Origin of the sequence: Promicromonospora sp. MS192, assembly GCF_049532985.1 — a bacterium.
In the GTDB taxonomy this organism is placed as follows: domain Bacteria; phylum Actinomycetota; class Actinomycetes; order Actinomycetales; family Cellulomonadaceae; genus Promicromonospora.
The window spans coordinates 2,313,935-2,334,334 of sequence record NZ_CP186693.1; the positions used below are offsets into that span (position 1 = coordinate 2,313,935).

Annotated in this window: 18 protein-coding genes; 5 read left to right on the forward strand and 13 right to left on the reverse strand. The window is 73.4% G+C overall.

What is annotated here, in order from left to right; genetic code table 11:
* The first annotated feature begins 206 nt into the window (after positions 1 to 206).
* Positions 207 to 836: a sigma-70 family RNA polymerase sigma factor gene (locus ACO229_RS10390; RefSeq protein ID WP_397414603.1), complete on the forward strand. Its 630-nt coding sequence runs from the start codon at positions 207 to 209 to the stop codon at positions 834 to 836.
* Between the two features lie 64 nt (positions 837 to 900).
* On the opposite strand, the gene ACO229_RS10395 is transcribed toward ACO229_RS10390, so the two are convergent.
* Together ACO229_RS10395 and ACO229_RS10400 are read right to left on the reverse strand one after the other, a co-directional pair.
* Complete coding sequence (locus ACO229_RS10395; RefSeq protein ID WP_423464849.1) at positions 901 to 3,789, reverse strand: hypothetical protein; 2,889 nt, start codon at positions 3,787 to 3,789, stop codon at positions 901 to 903.
* A gap of 101 nt (positions 3,790 to 3,890) precedes the next feature.
* Positions 3,891 to 4,949 (reverse strand): hypothetical protein, encoded by a 1,059-nt coding sequence (locus tag ACO229_RS10400; protein WP_423464850.1) that lies wholly within the window; start codon positions 4,947 to 4,949, stop codon positions 3,891 to 3,893.
* Positions 4,950 to 5,013: 64 nt separating this feature from the next.
* Here ACO229_RS10400 and ACO229_RS10405 point away from each other — a divergent pair, with 64 nt between their 5' ends.
* Entirely contained in the window at positions 5,014 to 6,183 is a 1,170-nt protein-coding gene (locus ACO229_RS10405) for a sensor histidine kinase (RefSeq protein ID WP_423464851.1), read from the forward strand.
* Positions 6,180 to 6,791 (forward strand): DNA-binding response regulator, encoded by a 612-nt coding sequence (locus ACO229_RS10410; RefSeq protein ID WP_423464852.1) that lies wholly within the window; start codon positions 6,180 to 6,182, stop codon positions 6,789 to 6,791. The genes ACO229_RS10405 and ACO229_RS10410 overlap by 4 nt, the downstream gene beginning before the upstream one ends.
* A 6-nt stretch (positions 6,792 to 6,797) precedes the next feature.
* Here ACO229_RS10410 and ACO229_RS10415 read toward each other — a convergent pair whose 3' ends face one another.
* Positions 6,798 to 7,193: a YchJ family protein gene (locus ACO229_RS10415; RefSeq protein ID WP_423464853.1), complete on the reverse strand. Its 396-nt coding sequence runs from the start codon at positions 7,191 to 7,193 to the stop codon at positions 6,798 to 6,800.
* Positions 7,194 to 7,222: 29 nt separating this feature from the next.
* Positions 7,223 to 8,056 (reverse strand): helix-turn-helix transcriptional regulator, encoded by an 834-nt coding sequence (locus ACO229_RS10420; RefSeq protein ID WP_423464854.1) that lies wholly within the window; start codon positions 8,054 to 8,056, stop codon positions 7,223 to 7,225.
* Between the two features lie 101 nt (positions 8,057 to 8,157).
* Between ACO229_RS10420 and ACO229_RS10425 the strand changes: the two genes are divergently transcribed.
* Complete coding sequence (locus ACO229_RS10425; RefSeq protein ID WP_397430064.1) at positions 8,158 to 8,925, forward strand: SDR family oxidoreductase; 768 nt, start codon at positions 8,158 to 8,160, stop codon at positions 8,923 to 8,925.
* A gap of 94 nt (positions 8,926 to 9,019) precedes the next feature.
* Here ACO229_RS10425 and ACO229_RS10430 read toward each other — a convergent pair whose 3' ends face one another.
* From ACO229_RS10430 to ACO229_RS10465, 8 genes are all read right to left on the reverse strand, one after another.
* Positions 9,020 to 10,297 (reverse strand): endo-1,4-beta-xylanase, encoded by a 1,278-nt coding sequence (locus ACO229_RS10430; protein WP_423464855.1) that lies wholly within the window; start codon positions 10,295 to 10,297, stop codon positions 9,020 to 9,022.
* 101 nt (positions 10,298 to 10,398) lie between these two features.
* Positions 10,399 to 12,309 (reverse strand): ABC transporter ATP-binding protein, encoded by a 1,911-nt coding sequence (locus ACO229_RS10435; protein ID WP_423465286.1) that lies wholly within the window; start codon positions 12,307 to 12,309, stop codon positions 10,399 to 10,401.
* Between the two features lie 116 nt (positions 12,310 to 12,425).
* Entirely contained in the window at positions 12,426 to 12,581 is a 156-nt protein-coding gene (locus ACO229_RS10440) for a hypothetical protein (RefSeq protein WP_423464856.1), read from the reverse strand.
* Positions 12,578 to 14,338, reverse strand: coding sequence for an ABC transporter ATP-binding protein (locus ACO229_RS10445; protein ID WP_423464857.1), 1,761 nt, complete (start codon positions 14,336 to 14,338; stop codon positions 12,578 to 12,580). Before ACO229_RS10445 ends, ACO229_RS10440 begins: the two co-directional genes overlap by 4 nt.
* Positions 14,338 to 15,282, reverse strand: coding sequence for a TetR/AcrR family transcriptional regulator (locus tag ACO229_RS10450; RefSeq protein ID WP_423464858.1), 945 nt, complete (start codon positions 15,280 to 15,282; stop codon positions 14,338 to 14,340). Before ACO229_RS10450 ends, ACO229_RS10445 begins: the two co-directional genes overlap by 1 nt.
* Positions 15,283 to 15,591: 309 nt before the next feature.
* The gene (locus tag ACO229_RS10455) at positions 15,592 to 16,749 is read right to left on the reverse strand and encodes an SPFH domain-containing protein (RefSeq protein ID WP_423464859.1); all 1,158 of its coding nucleotides are present in this window, start codon (positions 16,747 to 16,749) and stop codon (positions 15,592 to 15,594) included.
* A 120-nt stretch (positions 16,750 to 16,869) separates the two neighbouring features.
* Complete coding sequence (locus ACO229_RS10460; RefSeq protein ID WP_397414574.1) at positions 16,870 to 17,301, reverse strand: NfeD family protein; 432 nt, start codon at positions 17,299 to 17,301, stop codon at positions 16,870 to 16,872.
* A gap of 203 nt (positions 17,302 to 17,504) precedes the next feature.
* The gene (locus tag ACO229_RS10465; protein WP_397414572.1) at positions 17,505 to 18,290 is read right to left on the reverse strand and encodes an ABC transporter ATP-binding protein; all 786 of its coding nucleotides are present in this window, start codon (positions 18,288 to 18,290) and stop codon (positions 17,505 to 17,507) included.
* 74 nt (positions 18,291 to 18,364) lie between these two features.
* Here ACO229_RS10465 and ACO229_RS10470 point away from each other — a divergent pair, with 74 nt between their 5' ends.
* On the forward strand, positions 18,365 to 19,126 hold the full coding sequence (locus tag ACO229_RS10470) for a hypothetical protein (protein ID WP_397414570.1): 762 nt from the start codon (positions 18,365 to 18,367) through the stop codon (positions 19,124 to 19,126).
* Positions 19,127 to 19,130: 4 nt separating this feature from the next.
* Here ACO229_RS10470 and glgA read toward each other — a convergent pair whose 3' ends face one another.
* The gene (gene glgA, locus ACO229_RS10475; protein WP_423464860.1) at positions 19,131 to 20,393 is read right to left on the reverse strand and encodes a glycogen synthase; all 1,263 of its coding nucleotides are present in this window, start codon (positions 20,391 to 20,393) and stop codon (positions 19,131 to 19,133) included.
* Positions 20,394 to 20,400 lie beyond the last annotated feature (7 nt).

Sequence of the window (20,400 nt, forward strand, 5' to 3'; positions counted from 1 at the left end):
ACGCCGTTATCGTCCCGTTATCTCTCACAGCGAAATCCTCTCGGCTTCCCACAACGGCCCAAGATTCCATATGCTCCGGGCAAGGAAAGTTCGTCTCACTCAAGAGGAGAGTTGCGATGAGAACTACCCGGACTCCCCGGTCGTCCCGCGCACGCCGCAGCAAGGACACCGTTCCGCATCCCGCGCTACCTCCGTCCTACGCTGCGATGATCGAGCGCACGCCGTCGCTGGACGAGGCGCAGCTCGAGTCCCTCCTCGAGCGGGCGGTCGCCGGCGCCGACGCCGCACGCACCCTCGAGTCCACCGCGGTCTCCCCCAGCCTCCGCACACAGCTCGAAGCGCGGGTCAAGGACGGGCAATACGCAAAGGAGCGTCTCGTCCTCGCCCACCTCCGCCTCGTACCGGCGATCGCGAGCTCGTACTCGGGCCGCATGCCGTTCATGGACCTGGTCCAGGAGGGCAACGTCGGCCTGGTCCGCGCCGCCGACTCCTACGACCCCGCGCACGGCACGTTCGCCGCCTACGCCCACCGCTGGGTACGCCGCTCGATCGTCCGCGCGGTCGCCGCGGCCGAGCAGGCCTCTCCCGCGAGCCAGGCCGGCCCCACCCCCGAGCAGACCATGCTGCGCCGCCGCATCCGGCAGGCCGTCGCCCACCTCGACAGCGTCGAGGCCCGTGTGCTGGAGATGCGCTTCGGGCTCCTGGACGGCACCACGCGCACCCTCGACGAGATCGGCCGCCGCCTCGGTGTGACCAAGGAGCACGTGGCACAGATCCTCGAGCGGGCCCTGGCCCGCCTGCGCGACGTCGTCACCCCCGCACCGCTCGCCGCGTGACCGCCGGCTGGGCTCCCGACGGCCCAGCCGGCGTCAGCCTTCGCGTGTCGCCTGAGCGTGCGGTTCAGCTCCGGCCCAGGCGAGAGATCACCTCGTCCAGCGCCTCGTGGTACGCCCACGACGACTGGTAGCCCGAATGGGCGGCCACGGCGAAGAGATAGGCCGACCGGTCCATCTCCTCGGCCCCGCGGTCCGTCTCGTTCTCCCCGTACCCCACCACCGGGAAGCCCAGGAAGTCGGTGCGCCGCCACAGGTTCACCCACGCGGGCTTCGCACCGCAGGTCAGCAGGGACATCAGCGTGACCTGTTCCCCCGAGCCGGGCTCGGGGCGTCCCGGCGTCAACGGCGCCGCCGGGTCCGCCCCGGGTCCGGAACCCAGTACCTGACCGCCCCACGGGTCCGCCGACCAGGCCGGACCGGTGCACGGCGGCGTGCCGGTCGTCGTCGGACCCAGGAGGTCCGGGAAGAACCGGCCGAAGAAGGGGCGCAGCTGCGTGCCGTAGGTGAGCAGACCGATCCGGCCGTCCACGAGACCCGGCACCGGGTTGCCCGCACGGATCAGCACGACCGCCGCGGCCAGCACGGCGCCCATCGAGTGCGCCGACAGCACCACGCGCCGCGTCGGGGCCACGCGGGCGCGCTCGACGTCGTCGGTGAGGTCGGCGCCCGCGAGCCAGGCGTCGACGCGCGAGCGCACCTCGGGCACGACCCGCTCGGCGTAGCTCGGCGGTCCGAACGGGTGCGCACTGCGGGGCAGGAAGCACAGCAGGTCCCACAGCAGGCCCCAGGGACGGGACGGCCCGCCGCCCGCGGCACCCGCCATCGCGCTGACCACCAGCGTCGCGGCGAGCACCCCCAGGGCCGGCACCGCCAGGCCGGACAGCCAGAGCGGGACCTGGACGCTGCCCGTGTCGTCGTGCTGGGCGATCAGCGGGATGTGCGCCACGACGGCCGCCACGTAGGCGGCCGCCGCCAGCGCGCCCACGGCGAGCTCCGCCCGGTGCGACATGGCCGCGACCTGCCGGCCGCGCAGCACCCGCTCCAGCACGGGGCTGGGGCCGCCGTCGGGGTCGGGGGCGTCGGCCACGGCGCGCCACGCGGGCGCCGCCGGACCGTACGGCGGCCCGGACGTGCGCGGCGCGGCGGGGATCCACAGGGGCCGCGAGCGCAGCACGTCCATCACGTACGGTCCGGCGAGCGCCACGACCAGCAGCACCAGGAACACGAGCGCGATCACCACGGACGCGGTGCCGAACTCGGTGTAGACGGGCGGCACCCGGACGAGGTCGGGGTCGGGCACCCGGCGGACCACACCGACCAGACCCTCCCCGAGCGGCTCGGGCGCGGCGGGCTCGCCGGTGCGCAGGAACCACTGCACGCCGAGCACCAGCAGGCTGGAGTACACGGCGGCAGCGGCCGCCGAGACGAGCAGGAAGACGCCCGGGCCCGCGCCGTTCCAGCCCTCGTGGACGCGGCGGCGCAGGAGCATCGCGACCAGGACCACGACGGCCGGGCTCAGCACGGCGAGCATGGCGAGGCCCACGAGAAGGTGCCGCAGCGGGGCGCCCGGCTCGGTGACCAGCACCACCGCCACGCAGAGGGTGGCCACGACCGGGACCAGGGTCCACGCGGCGACGACGCGGACGTGGCGCGCCGTGCGCCAGGCCAGGCCGGTGGCCGCGATGCCGAACAGGCCGACGCCCAGCAGCGCTGGCACGAGGTCCACGCCGATCAGGGCGGGCATGCGCGCCGGCTGCGGCCCGGCGAAGGCCGCCCAGCAGGCCAGCACCCAGACGAGCAGGCCGGCCGCGAACACCGCGAGCGCAGCCCGGCCCTTCCAGCGGGGTGCGTGCGCCTGGACCCCGTCGTCGTCGGTGCGCAGGGCCACCAGCGCGCACGCCCCGAGGATCACGACCAGGGCGGCCACGGGCAGACCGGGCATCGGCAGGCCGACGTCGGCGTACCGGGTCCAGGTGAGGAACTGGCCGGTGAGCGCGAGCGCCGCGCCCAGGTGCGCCCAGAGCAGGCCGGAGCCGGTGCGCTGCGACCAGAAGCCGGCCCGGTGCAGCGGCGGGCCGGACGGCGGGACGACTCCCCCGGCGCGCATCACCGAGAACTTCGACTCGAACCGGACCTGCCCGCCGTGGGCCACCAGCACCAGCACCGCGACCAGGAGCACCGGGACGAGCGACAGCAGGGCGAGGCGGTCGCCGACGTCCATCCGCGCCAGCCCGTACAGGACGCCCGGGATGCGGGCGCAGACGGGGACCACCGAGTCGGGGCCCGGCGTCGCCAGGCCCATGCAGCGCGTGCCGACCACGGACAGCGCGACGGTGGCCACCGCCGACACGAACAGGAGGGTGAGCCCGAGCGCGAAGAGCCGCGTCAGCGCGGCGGTCGCCTCGGGGACCAGCCTGCCCGACGGCGGACGGCCGGCGTCGGCGGGTGGCGTGGCCGCCGTGCCGCCGGCAGCGCCGGAACCGGTGTCCGGCGCCGGGATGCGCCGCGCCCAGTACCCCGCGTTCGCCAGGCCGAACGGGACCATCGCGGCCCACATGAGCCGCACCGCGACGGTTCCCACCAGGCCCAGCACGCCGCCGAACGGGAGCCCGCCGAGGCGCGCCATCGCACCCCAGGAGTAGGCCTCGCGGCGCACGTCCGGGCGGATCGCGTGCACGTGCCCCGCCGGGAGCGCCTTGTCGCGGGCCTCGGCCTCGGGCCGCGGCGTCCAGAAGCTGCCGAGGCTGTCGCCGTCGGACTGGGTGACCTCGCCGCGCGGCAGGTCGAGCGAGCTGTGCGGTACGGCGTTCGCGATGCCGTGGATGCGCAGCTCGAGGACGGTCGACCCGGAGGCACCGGGAGCAGGTGCCGGGCGTTCCTCGGGGTCACGTCCGGGGTCACGTCGGGGGTCGGGTCCGGGGCTGGTCGGAGTGCCGGGCGGCGCGCTGTCCATAGCGCACCAACGTAGAGCGGGCGAACGGCGCCACGCGTGCCGCCACGCGCGCGCCGCCCGCATCCTGCGGGAATCCCGCACACACCCGGGCCGTGACGCTGTCAGGAACCGAACGTCGTCGCCAGCACGGCCGCCGCCAGGAGCACGTCGTAGACCACGCAGGCCTCGGCGTACCAGCGCCACACCACGGCGCCGGCCCGGTGGTGCAGGACGTCCCAGACGCCGTGCCCCACGAGCCCGGCCGCGAGCACCCAGGCCCCGGCGTCCTGTCCCGCGAGCGCGCCGGCCAGCAGGCTGACGCCCGCGAACACCGCGAGCCCCGCCGCCTGGAGCACCACCATCGACCGGCCGCGGACCTGGTTCCGCAGGACGCCCACGACGGGGTACACGAGAGCCATCGCCACGACGAGCCAGGCCGGCACGTCACCCACGCCGCCCGCGACCGTGCCCGCGAGCAGCAGCAGCGCCAGGAGCACCGGCCACCGCCGGGCGAGCCACCCGAGGTCGACGCCGTGCGCGTGCTCGGTGTACTCGGCCGGCCGCAGCAGCATCGCCGCCGCCATCGCCGGCACCATCAGCACGTGGCCCCAGAGCATCAGGCCGCCCGCGCCGACGGCGCCCGTCCAGAACAGCACCAGCAGCACCACGAACGGCGCCGCCATCGCCGCGTTCATCTCCCCGACCGCCGCCCAGCCGTGCCGCCGGACCCGCATCCACACGGTCATCGCCACCACCATGTCCGCCACCATCACCACCGCGGCGACGTCGGGCCGGGCGAGCAGGGCCGCGACGCCCAGGGCCGCTCCCGCCACGTCCCAGGCCGGGGCGAGCAGCATCATCCCGAGCACCATGACCACGACCATCTCGGCCAGGTGCGCGAGGAACCGCAGGGTCCTGCGCGTCCGGGTGTCGGGTCGCGCACCGTGGTGCGTGCCGTGCGGTCCGGCGTGGGTCTGCGCCGGGGGTCGCCCGTGCACCGTGCCGGGCACCGGCGAGATCGTCGTCTGGTCCGTCTGCCGGGCCGTCGTCTGCGTCATCGTCGTCTCCTCGTCGTCCGGGGCGGCGTCGTTCGCCGCGCCGGTCTCCACGCTGTCCGACCACGCGGGCGCCCAGTAGTGCCGGACGGCACCCGCGGACGGGCATCTGTCACGACCTCGCATGACAGATGTCATCGAGACCCGCGCCGCCGCCCCGGCCGGGCCCGGGCGCTGGCAGGATGGCGCCATGAGCACGGTCAGGGCACCCGCGGACGACGGCGCCGGCGGGCTCGCCGGTTTCCGCCGCAACGTCTGGTGGGCGCTGGCGGGCACCGTGGCGTGCGTGCTCGGCTTCGCCGTCGGCGACTGGGTGCTCGATCCCGGCGTCCACCCGGGCCTGCGCGCCGTCACCGGCCTGGCGACGGCGGCCACGATCGTGGCGTGCGCCGTGCTGCTCGGCCGGCGCATGCGGGACGAGCCGGCGTCGGCCGGCTGGCTGGTGACCGCGTGCGGCGCCGCGGTGCTCGCCGGCGCGGTGCCGCTCGCGGCCGGGAACTTCGGCATCTGGTCGATCGCGCCGGCCGCGACGATCGCCGTCCTGGTGATGTTCCTGCCGCCGCGGCGGGCGTGGCAGGCGCTGGCCGCGGCGCTGGTCGCGCTGCCGGCGGTCGGCGTGGCCGTGGCCCTGGCCACGGGCGAGCCGCACGTGGGGCACGCCGCGTGGATGCCCGCGCTGATGGTGGTGGCGTTCGGCCCGGCGATGCTCGGCATGCTGCGTGGCTGGCAGGTCGCGGCCCAGCTCGACGACGCCCGGCGCATGGCCGGCCGGCTCGCCGTGGCCGACGAGCGCCTCCGGTTCGCCGCCGACCTGCACGACATCCAGGGCCACCACCTCCAGGTCATCGCCCTGAAGAGCGAGCTGGCCGCACGGCTCGCCGAGGCCGACCCCGCCCGGGCCGCCGAGCAGATGCGCGAGGTCCAGCAGCTCGCCGGGGACGCCCTGCGCGAGACCCGCGCCCTGGTCCAGGGCTACCGGCGCACCACGCTGTCGGCCGAGATCAGCAACGCGTCCAGGGTGCTGACCGCCGCGGGCGTGACGGTCCGGACCGACGTCGACGCCGACCTCGCGGCCGCCCTGCCCGAGGCTCCGCGCGGGCTGCTCGGCCTGGTGGTGCGTGAGGCCACGACCAACCTGCTGCGGCACAGCCGCGCCACGCGCGCGGCGTTCGTCCTGCTCCCCGAGGACACCGGGGCGCGCCTCGTCATCGACAACGACGGCGCGTCGCCCGGCGGGCCGGCCACCGGCGACGGCACAGGCCTCGTCTCGCTCGCGGAACGCCTCGCCGCGGTGGGCGGGCGGCTGTCCTGGGCGGGCGAGGACGGCCGGTTCGTGGTCACCGCGACGGTGACCGCATGATCCGCCTCCTGCTCGCCGACGACGAGGAGCTCCTGCGCGGGGCCCTGGGCGCGCTGCTCGACCTGGAGGACGACCTGCAGGTCGTGGCCGAGGCCGCCACCACGACGGATGCCGTGCGCCTCGCCGCCCGGCATCGGCCCGACGTCGCCGTGCTGGACCTGGAGATGCCACCCACGGACGGCCTGCACGCGGCCGGGCAGATCCTGGCGGCCGCCGACGGCACGCCGCCGCGCATCGTCGTCGTCACGCGGCACGCCCGCCCCGCCGTCCTGCGCCGGGCGCTGGCCGCCGGGGTGAGCGGGTTCGTGCCCAAGTCCACGCCCGCGGCGCGCCTCGCGCAGATCGTGCGCGACGTCGCCGCCGGGCACCGGTACGTGGACCCGGAGATCGCGGCGTCCGCGCTCACCGAGAACGAGTGCCCGCTGACCGACCGCGAGCTGGAGGTGCTGCGTGCGGCCCGCGCCGGGGCGCAGGTCTCCGAGATCGCGGCCGCGATACACCTCGCGCCCGGCACGGTGCGCAACTACCTGTCCTCCGCGATGGCCAAGCTGGGCGTCGCGACCCGGCACGCGGCCGCCCACCGCGCGTGGGAGGAGGGCTGGATCTGAGCGGTCTCAGCGGGCCTCGCGTGCGCCGTCGACGTAGAACCAGCGCCCGCCGGTGCGGACGAAGCGGCTGGTCTCGTGCAGGCGGCCCCGGGTGCCGGTGGCCGGGTCGCGGTAGTGGGCGGTGAACTCGACCACGCCGGCCGTGTCGAAGGGACCGCCCCGCTCCGTGCGGTGGATGTCGAGGCGGCGCCACTCCTCGGCCCCCAGCCCGGCACTGTCCGGCCGGGTCCCGGGTGCCCAGGTGGCCAGCAGGTAGGCCTCGTCCCCCACCGCGAAGGCGGAGTAGCGGGAACGCATCAACGCCTCGGCGGTCGGGGCGGTCGCGGCACCGGAGTGGTAACGCCCGCAGCAGGCGCCGTAGGTGTCGCCGGAGAGGCAGGGGCAGCGGTCGTCGTCGTGCACGGGACGATCCTCGCACCCCGGCGCACCGGTCACGCGAACGTCTCGTGCCCCAGCACCGCCAGCAGCCGCAGCTTCTCCTCCGCCTCGGTGCCCGGCGCCGGGGTCAGCACGAGGAGCGCCTGGGACTGGTCCTCGGTGAACAGCGCCTGGCAGTCCACGTCGATCCGGCCGAGCTCGGGGTGCACCAGCGTCTTGTGGTCCTCGAACCGGCGCGCCACCTCGTGCCGCTCCCAGATGCGGACGAACTCCTCGCTCTCCCGCAGGAGCGCCTGCAGCACCTCGTCGGCGAACGAGCCCGGACCCGCGGCGGCGTGCGCCGCCCGCAGGGAGGAGACCTGGCTGCGCCCCTGCTGCTCGTGGTGCTCGGGCGCGTACACGTTCCGAGACTCCGGTTCCATGAACCACCGGTACGCCGAGGCCCGGGCCAGGCCGCTGGCGGGCGGCTCGCCGAAGACCGCCTCCGCGAGCCGGTTCTGCACCAGCACCTCGCCCAGGCCGGACAGGATCAGGGCAGGCGAGTCCTCCAGCCGGTCCAGGACGCGCAGCAGCGGGGGTGCCACGTGGGACTCGAGCGGCACGCGCCGGGGCACACCGTGACCAGCGAGCCGGAACATGTAGTCGCGCTCCTCGGCGGTCAGGCGCAGGGCACGGGCCAGCGCGGCGAGCATCTGCTCGGACGGCTGCGGCCCGCGCTGCTGCTCCAGCCGCGCGTAGTAGTCCACGGACATCCCGGTCAGGGCCGCGACCTCCTCGCGGCGCAGCCCGGGTGCACGACGGCGCGGCCCGGGCACCAGGCCGACGTCGGACGGGCGCAGGGCCTCCCGGCGACGGCGGAGGAAGTCGGCGAGGGCGGAGCGGTTCATGTCCCTATCGTGCGCCAGGCGGGCCGCACGAGCCAGGGACCGCCGGTCCCTGGTTCACCGGGTCTCTCCCGCCGCCGGGCGGGCCGGAGCACGGTGGTGACATGAACATCACCGGAAACACCATCTTCGTCCCCGGCGGCACGCGCGGCATCGGGCTGGCTCTCGCCGTCCGGCTCCGGGACCGGGGCAACACCGTGATCGTCGGCGGGCGCAGCGTCTCGGCGCTGGACGCCCTGGCCGCCGAGCACGGCTTCGCCACCGTGCGGATCGACACGACGGACGCCGCGTCGATCGCGGCGGCGTCGGCCGAGGTGATCGAGCGGTTCCCCGACGTCAACGTGCTGGTGCCGATGGCCGGCATCATGCGCGCGGAGGACTGGCGCACCCCGGGCTTCCTCGCGGACGCCGAGGCCACGGTCGTCACCAACCTGCTGGGCCCGATCCGGCTGATCGCCGCGTTCACCGAGCACCTGCAGAGCCGCCCCGAGGCGACCATCCTCACCGTGTCCTCAGGACTGGCGCACGCCCCGCTGCGCGTGACCCCGACGTACAACGCGACCAAGGCGGCGGTGCACATGCTGTCGGAGTCGCTTCGACTCCAGCTCGCCGGGACCAGCGTGTCCGTGGTGGAGCTGGTGCCGCCGTCGGTCCAGACCGAGCTCATGCCGGGGCAGGAGACCAACCCGCACGCGATGCCGCTGGACGAGTACATCGACGAGACGACCGCGCTCCTGGAGGCGCACCCGGATGCCCACGAGATCCAGGTCGAGCGGGTCAAGTTCCTCCGCTACGGCGAGGTCCGCGGCGACTACGACGAGGTCGTCTCGGCGCTGAACGCGACGGACCCGCACGCGGCGGCCTCCGCCTGAACCCGTCGAGACCTGGTGGTGGCGCCAAGATCTGGCCGCGCACCATCAGGGTCTCGGCGCCCCCACCAGGTCTCGACGGTGGCGGACGCCGACGTCAGCGGGGCGGCAGGGTGACGGCCGCCGCGGACCGGCCCGGGGTCGCCAGCGTGAGGACTGCCGTGCCGGCGTCCGGTGCCTCCACCTCGTAGTCGCCGAGAAAGCCCTCGACGCGGATCCGACCCTCGGCGTCGGTGCGCAGCGTGGTGGGCGCAAGCCACCACTCCCCCTTGACCAGCTCGCGCAGCCGCGCGAAGGCCGGCTTGGGCGAACCGTCGGCACGCAGCAGGCCGCCGGGCGCGTTGAGCCACATCCCCCGGTCGGACAGCCCCCAGTAGGTGGTCGCCTCGACCGCCGGGTGGGACAGCAGCGTGCGGTAGTGCCGCTCGACCTCGTCGGCCTGCCGCTCCTCCCCCTCGGGCGTCGAGGGCCAGGACTCGACCTGCCAGTCGTTGAGGTCCTCGATGTGCGCGGGCATGACGTCGCCCGAGAGCAGCGTCGTCTCGGTGAGGTGGATCGGGATGTTGTACCGGGCGAAGCGGTCGAGGATCTCCAGGGTCTTCTCCTCGCCCCAGTAGCCCTGGTGCATGTGGCTCTGCAGCCCGAGCCGGTCGATCCGGATCCCGGCCTCCAGCACGGCCTCGATCAGGCACTCGTACGCCGTCGACATGTCGAAGTCGTTGAGCAGCAGGGTCGCGCCCGGGTTCTCCGCGCGAGCCTCCTCGAACGCCATCCGGATCATCTCGACGCGGCCGCGGCGGCGCGCCAGCGGCGTGATCGCGTTCTCCTGCGCGGTGAACACGGGCATGATCACCACCTCGTTGATCGCGTCCCAGGTGTCGATCACGCCGCGGAAGGCCGCGACGTCGCGCCGGATGCGCTCCCGCTGGAGCCGCTCGACCTCGGCGTCGGGCAGCCCGAGCAGCCAGTCCGGCTGGACCGTGTGCCACACCAGCGGGTGCCCCTTGACGACGACGCCCCGCGCCGCGAACCACCGGGCCGCACGGAGCAGCTGCTCGGTCCGAGGCGCCCCGCGCTGGGGCTCGAACGTGCCCCAGTAGAACGGGAGGGTGGCCTGGTTGAAGACGTCGAACCAGGCGTCGGCCAGGCGGCCGTCGTACTCCGGGTCCGGTGAGGTGCCGTTCGCCAGGTCCACCAGGTCGAACCCGATGCAGCCGAACAGGAACGCGTGCCGCGTCTGCCGCACGACGACGTCGTGATGGGCCAGCGGGACGCCGTCCGGCCCGTGCAGGGTCACCGTGACGTCGGCGCGCCGGTGCGCCAGGGCCGGGTCGGGGGTGCGCCCGCCGTCGGGCGCGCTGAAGAGAGAGCTCACGCGGCGACCCTAGTGCCAGGCCGCCAACGACCATGCGGTTGCTGCCAGGACGGGGCTCGTCCTGGCAGCAACCGCATGGTCACCACGACTGCGCCACCCGCCTACGTGGCCGCCGGCTCCTCCACCACCGGGGCCGCGAACTGGCTCGCGTACAGCCGTGCGTAGGCGCCGTTCGCGGCGAGCAGGTCGTCGTGCGAACCCTGCTCCACGATGTCGCCGTGCTCCATCACCAGGATCACGTCGGCGTCGCGGATGGTGGACAGCCGGTGCGCGATGACGAACGACGTGCGGTCCTTGCGCAGCCGGTTCATCGCCTCCTGCACCAGCACCTCGGTGCGGGTGTCCACCGACGACGTCGCCTCGTCGAGCACGAGGATCGCCGGATCGGCCAGGAACGCGCGGGCGAGGGTGAGGAGCTGCTTCTCGCCCGCCGACACCGACGAACCCTCCTCGTCCACGACGGTGTCGTACCCGTCGGGCAGCGTCCGCACGAACGGGTCCACGTGGGTGGCCTGCGTGGCGGCGAGGAACGTCTCCTCGTCGACCGAGGCGCCGTCGGGCACGCCGTACCGGAGGTTCTCCTCGATGGTGCCCTTGAACAGCCAGGTGTCCTGGAGCACCATCCCGATCGACGAGCGCAGGTCGTCGCGCGACATGTCGCGCGTGTCGACGCCGTCGAGCGTGATGCGGCCGCCGTCCACCTCGTAGAACCGCATGAGCAGGTTGACCAGCGTGGTCTTGCCGGCGCCCGTGGGGCCGACGATGGCGATCGTCTGCCCCGGCTCGGCCACCAGGTTGAGCCCGGTGATGAGCGGCTGGTCGGGCGTGTACGAGAACTGGACGTCCTCGAACGCGACCCGGCCGCGCACCGGCTCGACCTTCTGCGACTCGGCCGGGTCCGCCGACTGCTCCGGCGCGTCCAGCAGGTCGAACACCCGCTCCGCCGAGGCCACGCCGGACTGCAGCAGGTTCATCATCGAGGCCACCTGCGTGAGCGGCTGCGTGAACTGGCGCGAGTACTGGATGAACGCCTGCACGTCACCCAGCGACAGGGTGCCCGACGCGACCCGCAGGCCACCGATGACCGCCACGATCACGTAGTTCAGGTTCGCGAGGAACCCCATCGCGGGCTGGATGGTGCCCGAGATGAACTGCGCCTTGAAGCTGGAGGTGTACAGCGCACCGTTCTCCTTGGCGAACGCCTCGGCGGTGCTCTCCTGGTGCCCGTACACCTTCACCAGCGCGTGACCCGTGAACGACTCCTCGATGTGCGCGTTCAGCCGCCCGGTGGCCGCCCACTGCTCCACGAACTGCGGCTGGCTGCGCTTGGCGATCTGCGCCGTCAGGATCACCGACAGCGGCACCGTCACCAGCGCGACCAGGGCGAGGATCGGCGAGATCCAGAACATCATGAACAGCACGCCGATCACCGTCAGCACGGCGGTCACGAGCTGCGCGAGCGTCTGCGTGGTCGTCTGCGCCACGTTGTCGATGTCGTTGGTGACGCGCGACAGGATCTCGCCGCGCTGCTGCTTGTCCACGTAGGACAGCGGGATGCGGTGCAGCTTGGCCTCGACCTGGTCACGCAGCGTCCGCATGGTCCGCTGCACGACGCCGGTGGTGATCCGGGCCTGGAGCCACCCGAACAGGAAGGCCCCGAGGTAGGCGGCGACGACCCAGCCGAGCGTCTGCATCAGGAGGGTGAAGTCGATGCCCTGGCCGGGGACGACGCCGGGCACACCTGCAAGGAAGTCGGCCTGTTGATCCTGGCCCGCAGCGCGGAGGGCCTCGATCGCCTGCTCCGTGGTCTGCCCCGCGGGCAACCCACCGCCCACGAAACCCGCGAAGATCACGTTCGTCGCGTTACCCAGCAGCTTGGGCCCCAGCACGGTCAGCGCCACCGACCCGATACCCAGGATCATGAGCACCACGATGTTGAGGCGCTCCGGGCGCAGCGCCCCGGCGAACCGGCGCAGCGAACCCTTGAAGTTCATCGGCTTCTGGACGGGCATGCCCATCCCCATGCCCATCGGGCCGCCGCCACCCGGGCCGCGCCCGCCGGCGGGACCACGCCCGGGTGCCGCCGGAGCGGCCGTGGTGGTGCTGCCCTGAGGCTTCTCTTCCGCGCTCACGCGGCCTCCTCCTCTACCTTGCGGGACACCCGCACCCGGTCGGCCCGCACGATCGGGGCTTCGCCATGCTCGATCACGCGGCCTCCTCGTGTCATGCGGGACACCCGCACCCGGTCGGCCCGCGCGATCGGGGCTTCGCCATGCTCGATCACGCGGCCTCCTCCAAGCTCATCTGGGACGTCACGATCTCCTGGTACGTCTCGTTCTCGGCCAGCAGCTCCGCGTGCGTGCCCCGGCCGACGATGCGGCCGTGGTCGAGCACCAGGATCTGCTCGGCGTCGCGGATGGTCGCCACGCGCTGCGCGACGACGATCACCGTCGCCTCGCGGGTCTGCGGCCGCAGCGCGGCGCGGAGCCGGGCGTCGGTCGCGTAGTCGAGCGCGGAGAAGCTGTCGTCGAACAGATAGATCCGCGGCTGGCGGATCACCGCCCGCGCGATGGCCAGGCGCTGCCGCTGCCCGCCCGAGAAGGTGGCACCGCCCTGCGCCACGACCGACTCCAGCCCGTCCGGCAGGGCCTCGATGAAGTCGCGCGCCTGCGCCACCTCCAGCGCGGCCCACATCTCCTCCTCGGTGGCGTCCGGCTTGCCGTACCGCAGGTTGTCCGCCACCGTGCCGCTGAACAGGAACGCCTTCTGCGGCACCAGCCCCATGAGCGAGCCCAGGTCGCGCTGGGTCACGTCGCGCACGTCGATGCCGTCGACCCGCACGGCGCCGTCCGTCGCGTCGAACAGGCGCGGTACCAGGTTCAGCAGGGTCGACTTGCCGGACCCCGTCGAACCGATGATCGCCGTGGTCCGGCCCGGCTCCGCGGTGAAGGACAGGTCGTGCAGCACCGGCTCCTCGGCGCCCGGGTACCGGAACTCGACGTTCTCGAAGGTGACCTGCCCGCGCGGGGCGGGAACGGCGTCGTCGTCCTCCGTGGGGAAGAGCGCGACGGGGGCGTCCGGGTCGATTACGGACGAGCTGGTCTCCAGCACCTCCCCGATCCGGTCCGCCGCGACGGCGGCGCGCGGGATCATCATGAAGATCATCGTGGACATCATCACGGCCATGAGGATGTACATGAGGTAGCTGAGGAACGCCGTCAGGGAGCCGATCTGCATGCCCCCGGCCTCGATCTCGTGCGCACCGAACCACAGCACCGCCACCGAGGACATATTCATGATGAGCATGACCACCGGGAACGTCAGCGCCATGAGCCGGCCCGCGCGCAGCGAGGTGTCGAACAGCTCCTCGTTCACCACGCCGAACCGCTCGGTCTCGCGGCGCTCGCGCACGAAGGCACGCACCACCCGAAGCCCCGTGATCTGCTCGCGCAGCACGCTGTTGATGGCGTCGATGCGCTTCTGCATGCGGCGGAAGTGCGGCACCATGCGCCACACGATGACGCCGGCCGTGGCCGCCAGCACCGGCACGATGACCAGCAGGAGCCCCGACATCGTGACGTCCTCGGACAGCGCCAGGATCACGCCGCCGACCAGCATGATCGGCGCCATCACCATGATGGTGAACGTCATGAGCACCGTCATCTGCACCTGCTGCACGTCGTTGGTGCCGCGCGTGATGAGCGTGGGCGCACCGAACTTGGCCATCTCCCGCGCGGAGTAGGTCTGCACGGTGTGGAACAGGTCGCGCCGCAGGTCACGACCGAACGCCGTGGCCACCTGCGCGCCGAAGTAGACGGCGACCACCGAGGCGGCCACCTGGCCCAGCGACACCAGCAGCATCCAGCCGCCGATGCTCCAGATGTGGCCGATGTCGCCGAGCACGACACCCTGGTCGATGATGTCCGCGTTGAGGCTGGGCAGGTACAGGGCCGCGAGCGTCTGCACCAGCTGCAGCACGAGCACCGCGACCACCGCCCAGCGGTACGGGCCCAGATATCTCCGGGCGAGCGTGACTAGCATCAAGAGTTCCCTTCAGGGCTGGGGGTTGGAGAACCTGGTGCATCCGGTCCCGCAGTGGAGGCTGCACCGTCAACGGAGCGCGGGCCAGACTTTTTCGCGGGGCCGGCGAGCCCGTTGACGAGGGCGTCGGCCAGGACGTCGGCCGGCACCGCCGGCTGCAGGTGGTCGATCCGCAGGTGTGCGCCGGCGATGGCCGACTCGATCAGCGAGACCGCCACCTCGACGGGGACCCGCAGGCGGTGCGCGTCCGGGGCGAGGACGGCGGTGATGCCCTCGACGGTAGCCGCCCGCTGCCGGGTGCGCTGTTCCAGCAGCGTCTTGCGGTAGCTGAGCATCCGCTCGTGCTGGTCGGCGGCGGTGCCGGCGCCCGTGTACGGCGGCCCCGGCGCGCCGGGCCGGCCGGGCGGAGAGCCCGGCGGCACGGGCTGACCCGGCGGCGGACCCGGCACGATCGGCGGCCCGTCGTCCGAGCCCGGCACACCGGGGACGAGCGGCCGGCCCGGCACCGCGCCCGGGATGAACGGCGGGCCGTCGGTCGAACCAGGCACACCCGGCGTCACCGCCGCACCGGGCGGGGAGCCCGGCGGGCCCGGCGGCGCCCCGGGCGTCGGTGCCATGCTGCGCAGGACGGACATCCACCGCAGCACCTCCGCCACACGGTGCCGGCCGAGCTCGATGACGAGCTCCAGGCGCCGCTCGAGGGGTAGCCCCGGGTCGATGCCGGTGAGCTCGGCGAGGGTCTGCTCGGGCTTGCCCGCCCGGGACAGGCCCTCGATCGCGACGGCACCGACCAGCGCCGTCTTGTCGCCGAACGCCCGGAACAGGGTGCCCTCCGCGACCCCGGCAGCCTGCGCCAGCTCGCGGGAGGTGACATCGTGCCCCCGCTCGGCGACCAGCGGCAGCACCGCGTCGACGATGGCCGCCTTGCGGTCGTCGGGAGACATGCGGGATGCCCGGGGGCGCGCGCTCTGCATAGCAGGAACAGTAAATGAGTGAGCACTCACTCCGCAACTGGTTCGCCTCTGAGCAGATCAGACATGCCGAGAGCCCCTGCAGCACGAGGCAGCAGGGGCTCTGGAAAGACTGCGAGGTCGTGACTTTGCCTCGAGATCGGCACAGGCCTGTGCCGATCTCGAGGCAAAGTCACGACCTCGCCGGGCTGTGGGTCAGCCTGCTGCCGGGGTCAGGCTGTGGGTCAGCCTGCCGCCGGGGTCAGGCTGTGGGTCAGCCTGCCGCCGGGGTCAGGCTGTGGGTCAGCCTGCCGGCGGGGCGGGCGGCGGGGGCGGCGTGCCGCCACCCGGGCGCTGACCGCGCTCCTGGCTCGGGTCGAACGGCTCGCCCGAGCGGGTGCCCGCGCTCGTCGCGTCGGCCACGGCGGCCTCCGCCTGGCGCTGCGCCTCGGCCAGCGCCTCCGCTGGCGGCGGCAGCAGGGGCTCGTCGAGCACCGAGTCGGCGGGCTCGCGCGGACCCGTGGGACCGTCGGTGGACGGCACCGGCGGGACACCCGGTCCACCCGGACCGGCCGGGCCACCGCCGCCGAAGCCGGAGGCGATGTTGCCCAGGGCCGCGGTGAACTCGGTCGGGATGACCCAGGTGGTGTTGGACGTGCCGTTGGCGATCTGCGGCAGCGTCTGGAGGTACTGGTAGGCCAGCAGCTTGGGGTCCGCGTCGCCGCGGTGGATGGCCTCGAAGACCTGGAGGATGGCGCGGGACTCACCCTCGGCGCGCAGGATCTGCGCCTGCGCGTCACCCTCGGCCTTGAGGATCTCGGACTGCTTCTGACCCTCGGCCGTGAGGATGGCGGACTGCTTGACACCCTCCGCGGTGAGGATCGCGGCACGCCGGTCACGCTCGGCGCGCATCTGCTGCTCCATGGAGCCCTGCACCGACGGCGGCGGGTCGATCGACTTGAGCTCCACGCGGTTGACGCGGATGCCCCAGCGCCCGGTCGCCTCGTCGAGCACGCCACGCAGCTGCCCGTTGATCTGGTCGCGGCTGGTCAGCGTCTGCTCCAGGTCCATCGAACCGATCACGTTACGCAGCGTGGTGACGGTGAGCTGCTCGATGGCCGTGATGTAGTTCGCGATCTCGTACACCGCCGACTTGGCGTCGGTCACCTGGAAGTAGATGACGGTGTCGATCTCGACCACCAGGTTGTCGCTGGTGATCACCGGCTGGGGCGGGAACGACACGACCTGCTCACGCAGGTCCACGCCGGCCCGGACGCGGTCCACGAACGGCACCAGCACGTGCAGACCCGGGTCGAGCGTCTTCGAGTAACGACCCAGGCGCTCGACCACGAGCGCGACCGACTGCGGGACGATCCGCACGGCGCGGATCACCGCGACGATGCCGACGATGACGACCAGGGCAATGATCAGGTAGAGCAGGACTTGCCCGAATGACTCCACGACGTCTCCTTACGCGGGCACCTAGGCCCGCACGGACGGTTTCAAGCTTCTGACTTGGACTGCCTGGGACTTCTTGTGCTGCTGGGAACTGCTCCGTGGCCGCGCCCAGGCGGCATGCGGCTACGCCTCCGGCTCGACGACGGCGGTGGCGCCGTCGATCTGGACCACACGAACGCTAGTGCCGGCGGGCAGCAGGGGCGACCCGGGTACCGACCGCGCGCTCCACACCTCACCGCTGAGCTTGATCAGCCCGGACGCCGTGGTGACGTCCTGCACGACCGATGCCGAGCGGCCCACGTTCGCCTCGGCGTTGGTGGGCGCCTTCGGCGTGTTGTTGCGCAGGTGCCGGATCAGCGTGGGCCGCAGCGTCACGAGCAGCACCACCGAGGCGACCACGAAGACGACCGCCTGTACCCACAGCGGGGTGCCCGCCGCGTTCGCCACGGACGCGGCCAGCGCGCCGCCCGCGAACATGATGAAGACGAAGTCGAGCGACAGCAGCTCGATCAAGGCGAAGATCAGTGCCGCACCTACCCACCACAACCAGGCCATGGGGTGCTCCCTCCGAGCGTCCGCTCCGGCTGGCGACCGGTCGCCCACGGAACCACTCCGTCGGCGGGTCCTCGCGGTGAATCTACCGCCACCTCGGACCTTTGCCCGGACTTTACCAAGGTCCACTGACACGGCGGTAGCAAAATCGCCGTTTCAGGGGGCCGGGTTCGGAACGTGTCCGAACTGGTACCGAACCGCCTCCGTCAGCGCGCCGAACGCGCGAGCCAGCGCCCGCCGCCGTGGGCCACCACGAGGGGCAGGCCGAAGGCCGCCGACAGGTTGTCCGCGGTCAGCACCTCCTCGAGCGGGCCGGCCGCCTGGATACCGCTCTTCTTCATCAGCAGCAGGTGCGTGAAGCCCGGCGGGATCTCCTCGACGTGGTGGGTCACGTGCACCAGCACGGGCGAGGCGGGGTCGTTGGCGAGCTGGGACAGCGTGGCCACCAGCTCCTCGCGGCCGCCCAGGTCCAGCCCGGCCCCGGGCTCGTCGAGCAGCAGGAGCTCCGGGTCGGTCATGAGCGCGCGGGCGATCTGCACGCGCTTGCGCTCGCCCTCCGAGAGGGTGCCGTAGGTCCGGTCGGCCAGATGGTCGACGTCGAACGCCGACAGCAGGTCCTTGGCGCGCTGCTCGTCGAGCTCGTCGTAGCTCTCGCGCCAGCGCCCGGTCACGCCGTAGGCCGCCGTCAGCACCACGTCCCGGACGGTCTCCGCCGTGGGCAGGCGCTCGGCGAGCGACGCGCTGGACAGACCGATGCGGGGGCGCAGCTCGAACACGTCCACCTGGCCGAGGGTCGACCCGAGCACCGTGGCCGTGCCCGACGTCGGGTGGAGGCGCGCGGCCACGATCTGGAGGAGGGTCGTCTTGCCCGCGCCGTTGGGGCCGAGAACGATCCAGCGCTCTCCCTCGTTCACCTGCCAGTCCACGGAATCGAGGATGGTCGAGGTGCCGCGCCGGACGGTGACGCCCGCAAGGTGGAGAACCGAGCTCATGGGCATCGACCCTACCTGACCGCACGGCTCTGAACTGTGGTGTTCCGGCGCGCCACGTCATCTACAGTGCTGCGGTGGACACCGATCAGGACCTCCCCCGGAGCGTGCTGCTCGCCCTGTGGCTGCAGGGTGTGGGCGACACCTCGGACGCCGTGAAGTCCGTGGTGGGCGACGACGAGCCGCACACCGTCGAGGGGCTGCCCGGGTTCGCCGACGGCACCGACCTCGGCACCCTCTTCACGGCCTGGACCACGGGACCGCGCGAGGTCTGCGCGCTGCTGCCCGCGCCCGGCGACCCCGCGGGCGTCCCCGCAGCGGCGAACCACGACGCGACCCAGGCCGGCGAGTGCGTGGTGGTCACCACGCCGGCGGGGAGCTGGGCGGCCGTGCCGGAGGTCCGGGCGTTCGGCAGCCACATCGAGCCGGGCCACCTGGTGACGTGGCGCGTGCTGGAGGTCCCGGCGTGGACCACCCTGGTGCTGGGCACGATCGGCTCGGTCGCCGACGCCGAGCGCGAGCTGCGCACGAGCCTCATGCGGGCCACGGAGGCCCTGGACCAGCTCGACGTGGCCCGCTGGCGCGACGACGCGGCCGACGCGATCGAACGCATCCGCTCGACCAGCACGGCGTCCTGGCCGGTGCCGCACCTGGACGGCCGGCGTGCCCGCGTCCTGGACCTCGCCAGCCGCCTGCGCGCGATCGTCGCGCTGGGCACGGTCGACGACGGCGGCGCCGTGAACGTCTTCCAGGTGGACCAGCGCTCCACGGCGCTGCGCGAGGTGGACCGCACGGCCCGACACGCCTTGAGCGCGGCCACCTACGGCGCCGTCCGCTGACCGCTCAGGACCGGGCCAGGACCGCTCGGTAGACGTCCATCGTGCGGTCGGCGATCGCCGTCCACGTGAAGTGCTCCTCGGCCCGCCGTCGACCCGCCGCGCCCATGGCCGCCGCACCCTCCGGGTCGGTCGCCACGCGGGTCAGCGCCGCCGCGAGGTCGGCCACGAAGCGGTCGGGGTCCAGCGGGGTGCCGGTGCCGTCGTCGGCCTGCTCGATCGGCACCAGCAGGCCCGTGACGCCGTCGTCGACCACCTCGGGGATGCCGCCCGTGGCCGTGCCCACCACGGGCAGGCCCACGGCCATCGCCTCCAGGTTCACGATGCCGAGCGGCTCGTAGACGCTCGGGCAGACGAAGACGGTGCAGGCCGCCAGGACGGCGGTGAGGTCGGGCCGCGGGAGCATCTCCTCGATCCAGACCACGCCGGTCCGGGTCTCGCGCAGGCGGTCGACCAGGCCCCGGACCTCCGCCATGATCTCCGGGGTGTCGGGCGCCCCGGCGCACAGCACGAGCTGCACCTCGGGCGGCAGCTCGGCGGCGGCGCGCAGCAGGTACGGCAGGCCCTTCTGGCGGGTGATCCGGCCGACGAACACCACGGCGGGCCGGCCGGGGTCGATCCCGTGCCGGTGCACGGTGGCGCGCGCGTCGGCGTCGTCGGCCGCGGGGCGCTGCCAGCCCGACAGGTCGATGCCGTTGTGCACCACGTGCACGCGCTCCGGGTCGAGCTCCGGGTAGACGCGCAGGATGTCGGCACGCATGCCCGCCGAGACGGCGATGACGCCGGCCGCCCCCAGGTAGGCGGTGCGCTCGGCCCACGACGAGAGCGCATAGCCGCCGCCCAGCTGTTCGGCCTTCCAGGGGCGCAAGGGCTCCAGCGAGTGCGCGGTGACGACGTGCGGCACGCCGTGCAGCAGCCCGCCCAGGTGCCCGGCCATGTTGGCGTACCAGGTGTGGGAGTGGACCAGGTCGGCGCCGGCGACGTCGTCGGCCATGACGAGGTCGGTGCCCAGGGTGGCCAGGGCGGCGTTGGCGCCCGAGAGGGCGGCCGGGGTGGTGTACCCGGTGACGCCGGCCGCCTCCGTGGCGGCGTCGCGCGGGCCGTCGAAGCAGCGCACGCGCACGTCGGCGTGGTGGGCAAGGACCGTGGCGAGCTCCGCGACGTGCACCCCCGCGCCGCCGTAGACGTGCGGCGGGAACTCACGGGTCAGCAGGTCGACACGGAGCGTGGCGGCGGGATCGGGACGGGAAACGGCTGCGGCGTCGGACACACCGTCA

Coding starts and splice junctions, on each gene's coding strand:
- ACO229_RS10390 (WP_397414603.1), top strand. CDS start 207: ATGATCGAGCGCACGCCGTCGCTGGACGAGGCGCAGCTCGAGTCCCTC.
- ACO229_RS10400 (WP_423464850.1), bottom strand. CDS start 4,949: ATGCGAGGTCGTGACAGATGCCCGTCCGCGGGTGCCGTCCGGCACTAC.
- ACO229_RS10405 (WP_423464851.1), top strand. CDS start 5,014: ATGAGCACGGTCAGGGCACCCGCGGACGACGGCGCCGGCGGGCTCGCC.
- ACO229_RS10450 (WP_423464858.1), bottom strand. CDS start 15,282: ATGTCTCCCGACGACCGCAAGGCGGCCATCGTCGACGCGGTGCTGCCG.
- ACO229_RS10460 (WP_397414574.1), bottom strand. CDS start 17,301: ATGGCCTGGTTGTGGTGGGTAGGTGCGGCACTGATCTTCGCCTTGATC.
- ACO229_RS10410 (WP_423464852.1), top strand. CDS start 6,180: ATGATCCGCCTCCTGCTCGCCGACGACGAGGAGCTCCTGCGCGGGGCC.
- ACO229_RS10465 (WP_397414572.1), bottom strand. CDS start 18,290: ATGAGCTCGGTTCTCCACCTTGCGGGCGTCACCGTCCGGCGCGGCACC.
- ACO229_RS10425 (WP_397430064.1), top strand. CDS start 8,158: ATGAACATCACCGGAAACACCATCTTCGTCCCCGGCGGCACGCGCGGC.
- ACO229_RS10445 (WP_423464857.1), bottom strand. CDS start 14,338: ATGCTAGTCACGCTCGCCCGGAGATATCTGGGCCCGTACCGCTGGGCG.
- ACO229_RS10395 (WP_423464849.1), bottom strand. CDS start 3,789: ATGGACAGCGCGCCGCCCGGCACTCCGACCAGCCCCGGACCCGACCCC.
- ACO229_RS10420 (WP_423464854.1), bottom strand. CDS start 8,056: ATGAACCGCTCCGCCCTCGCCGACTTCCTCCGCCGTCGCCGGGAGGCC.
- ACO229_RS10435 (WP_423465286.1), bottom strand. CDS start 12,309: ATGCCCGTCCAGAAGCCGATGAACTTCAAGGGTTCGCTGCGCCGGTTC.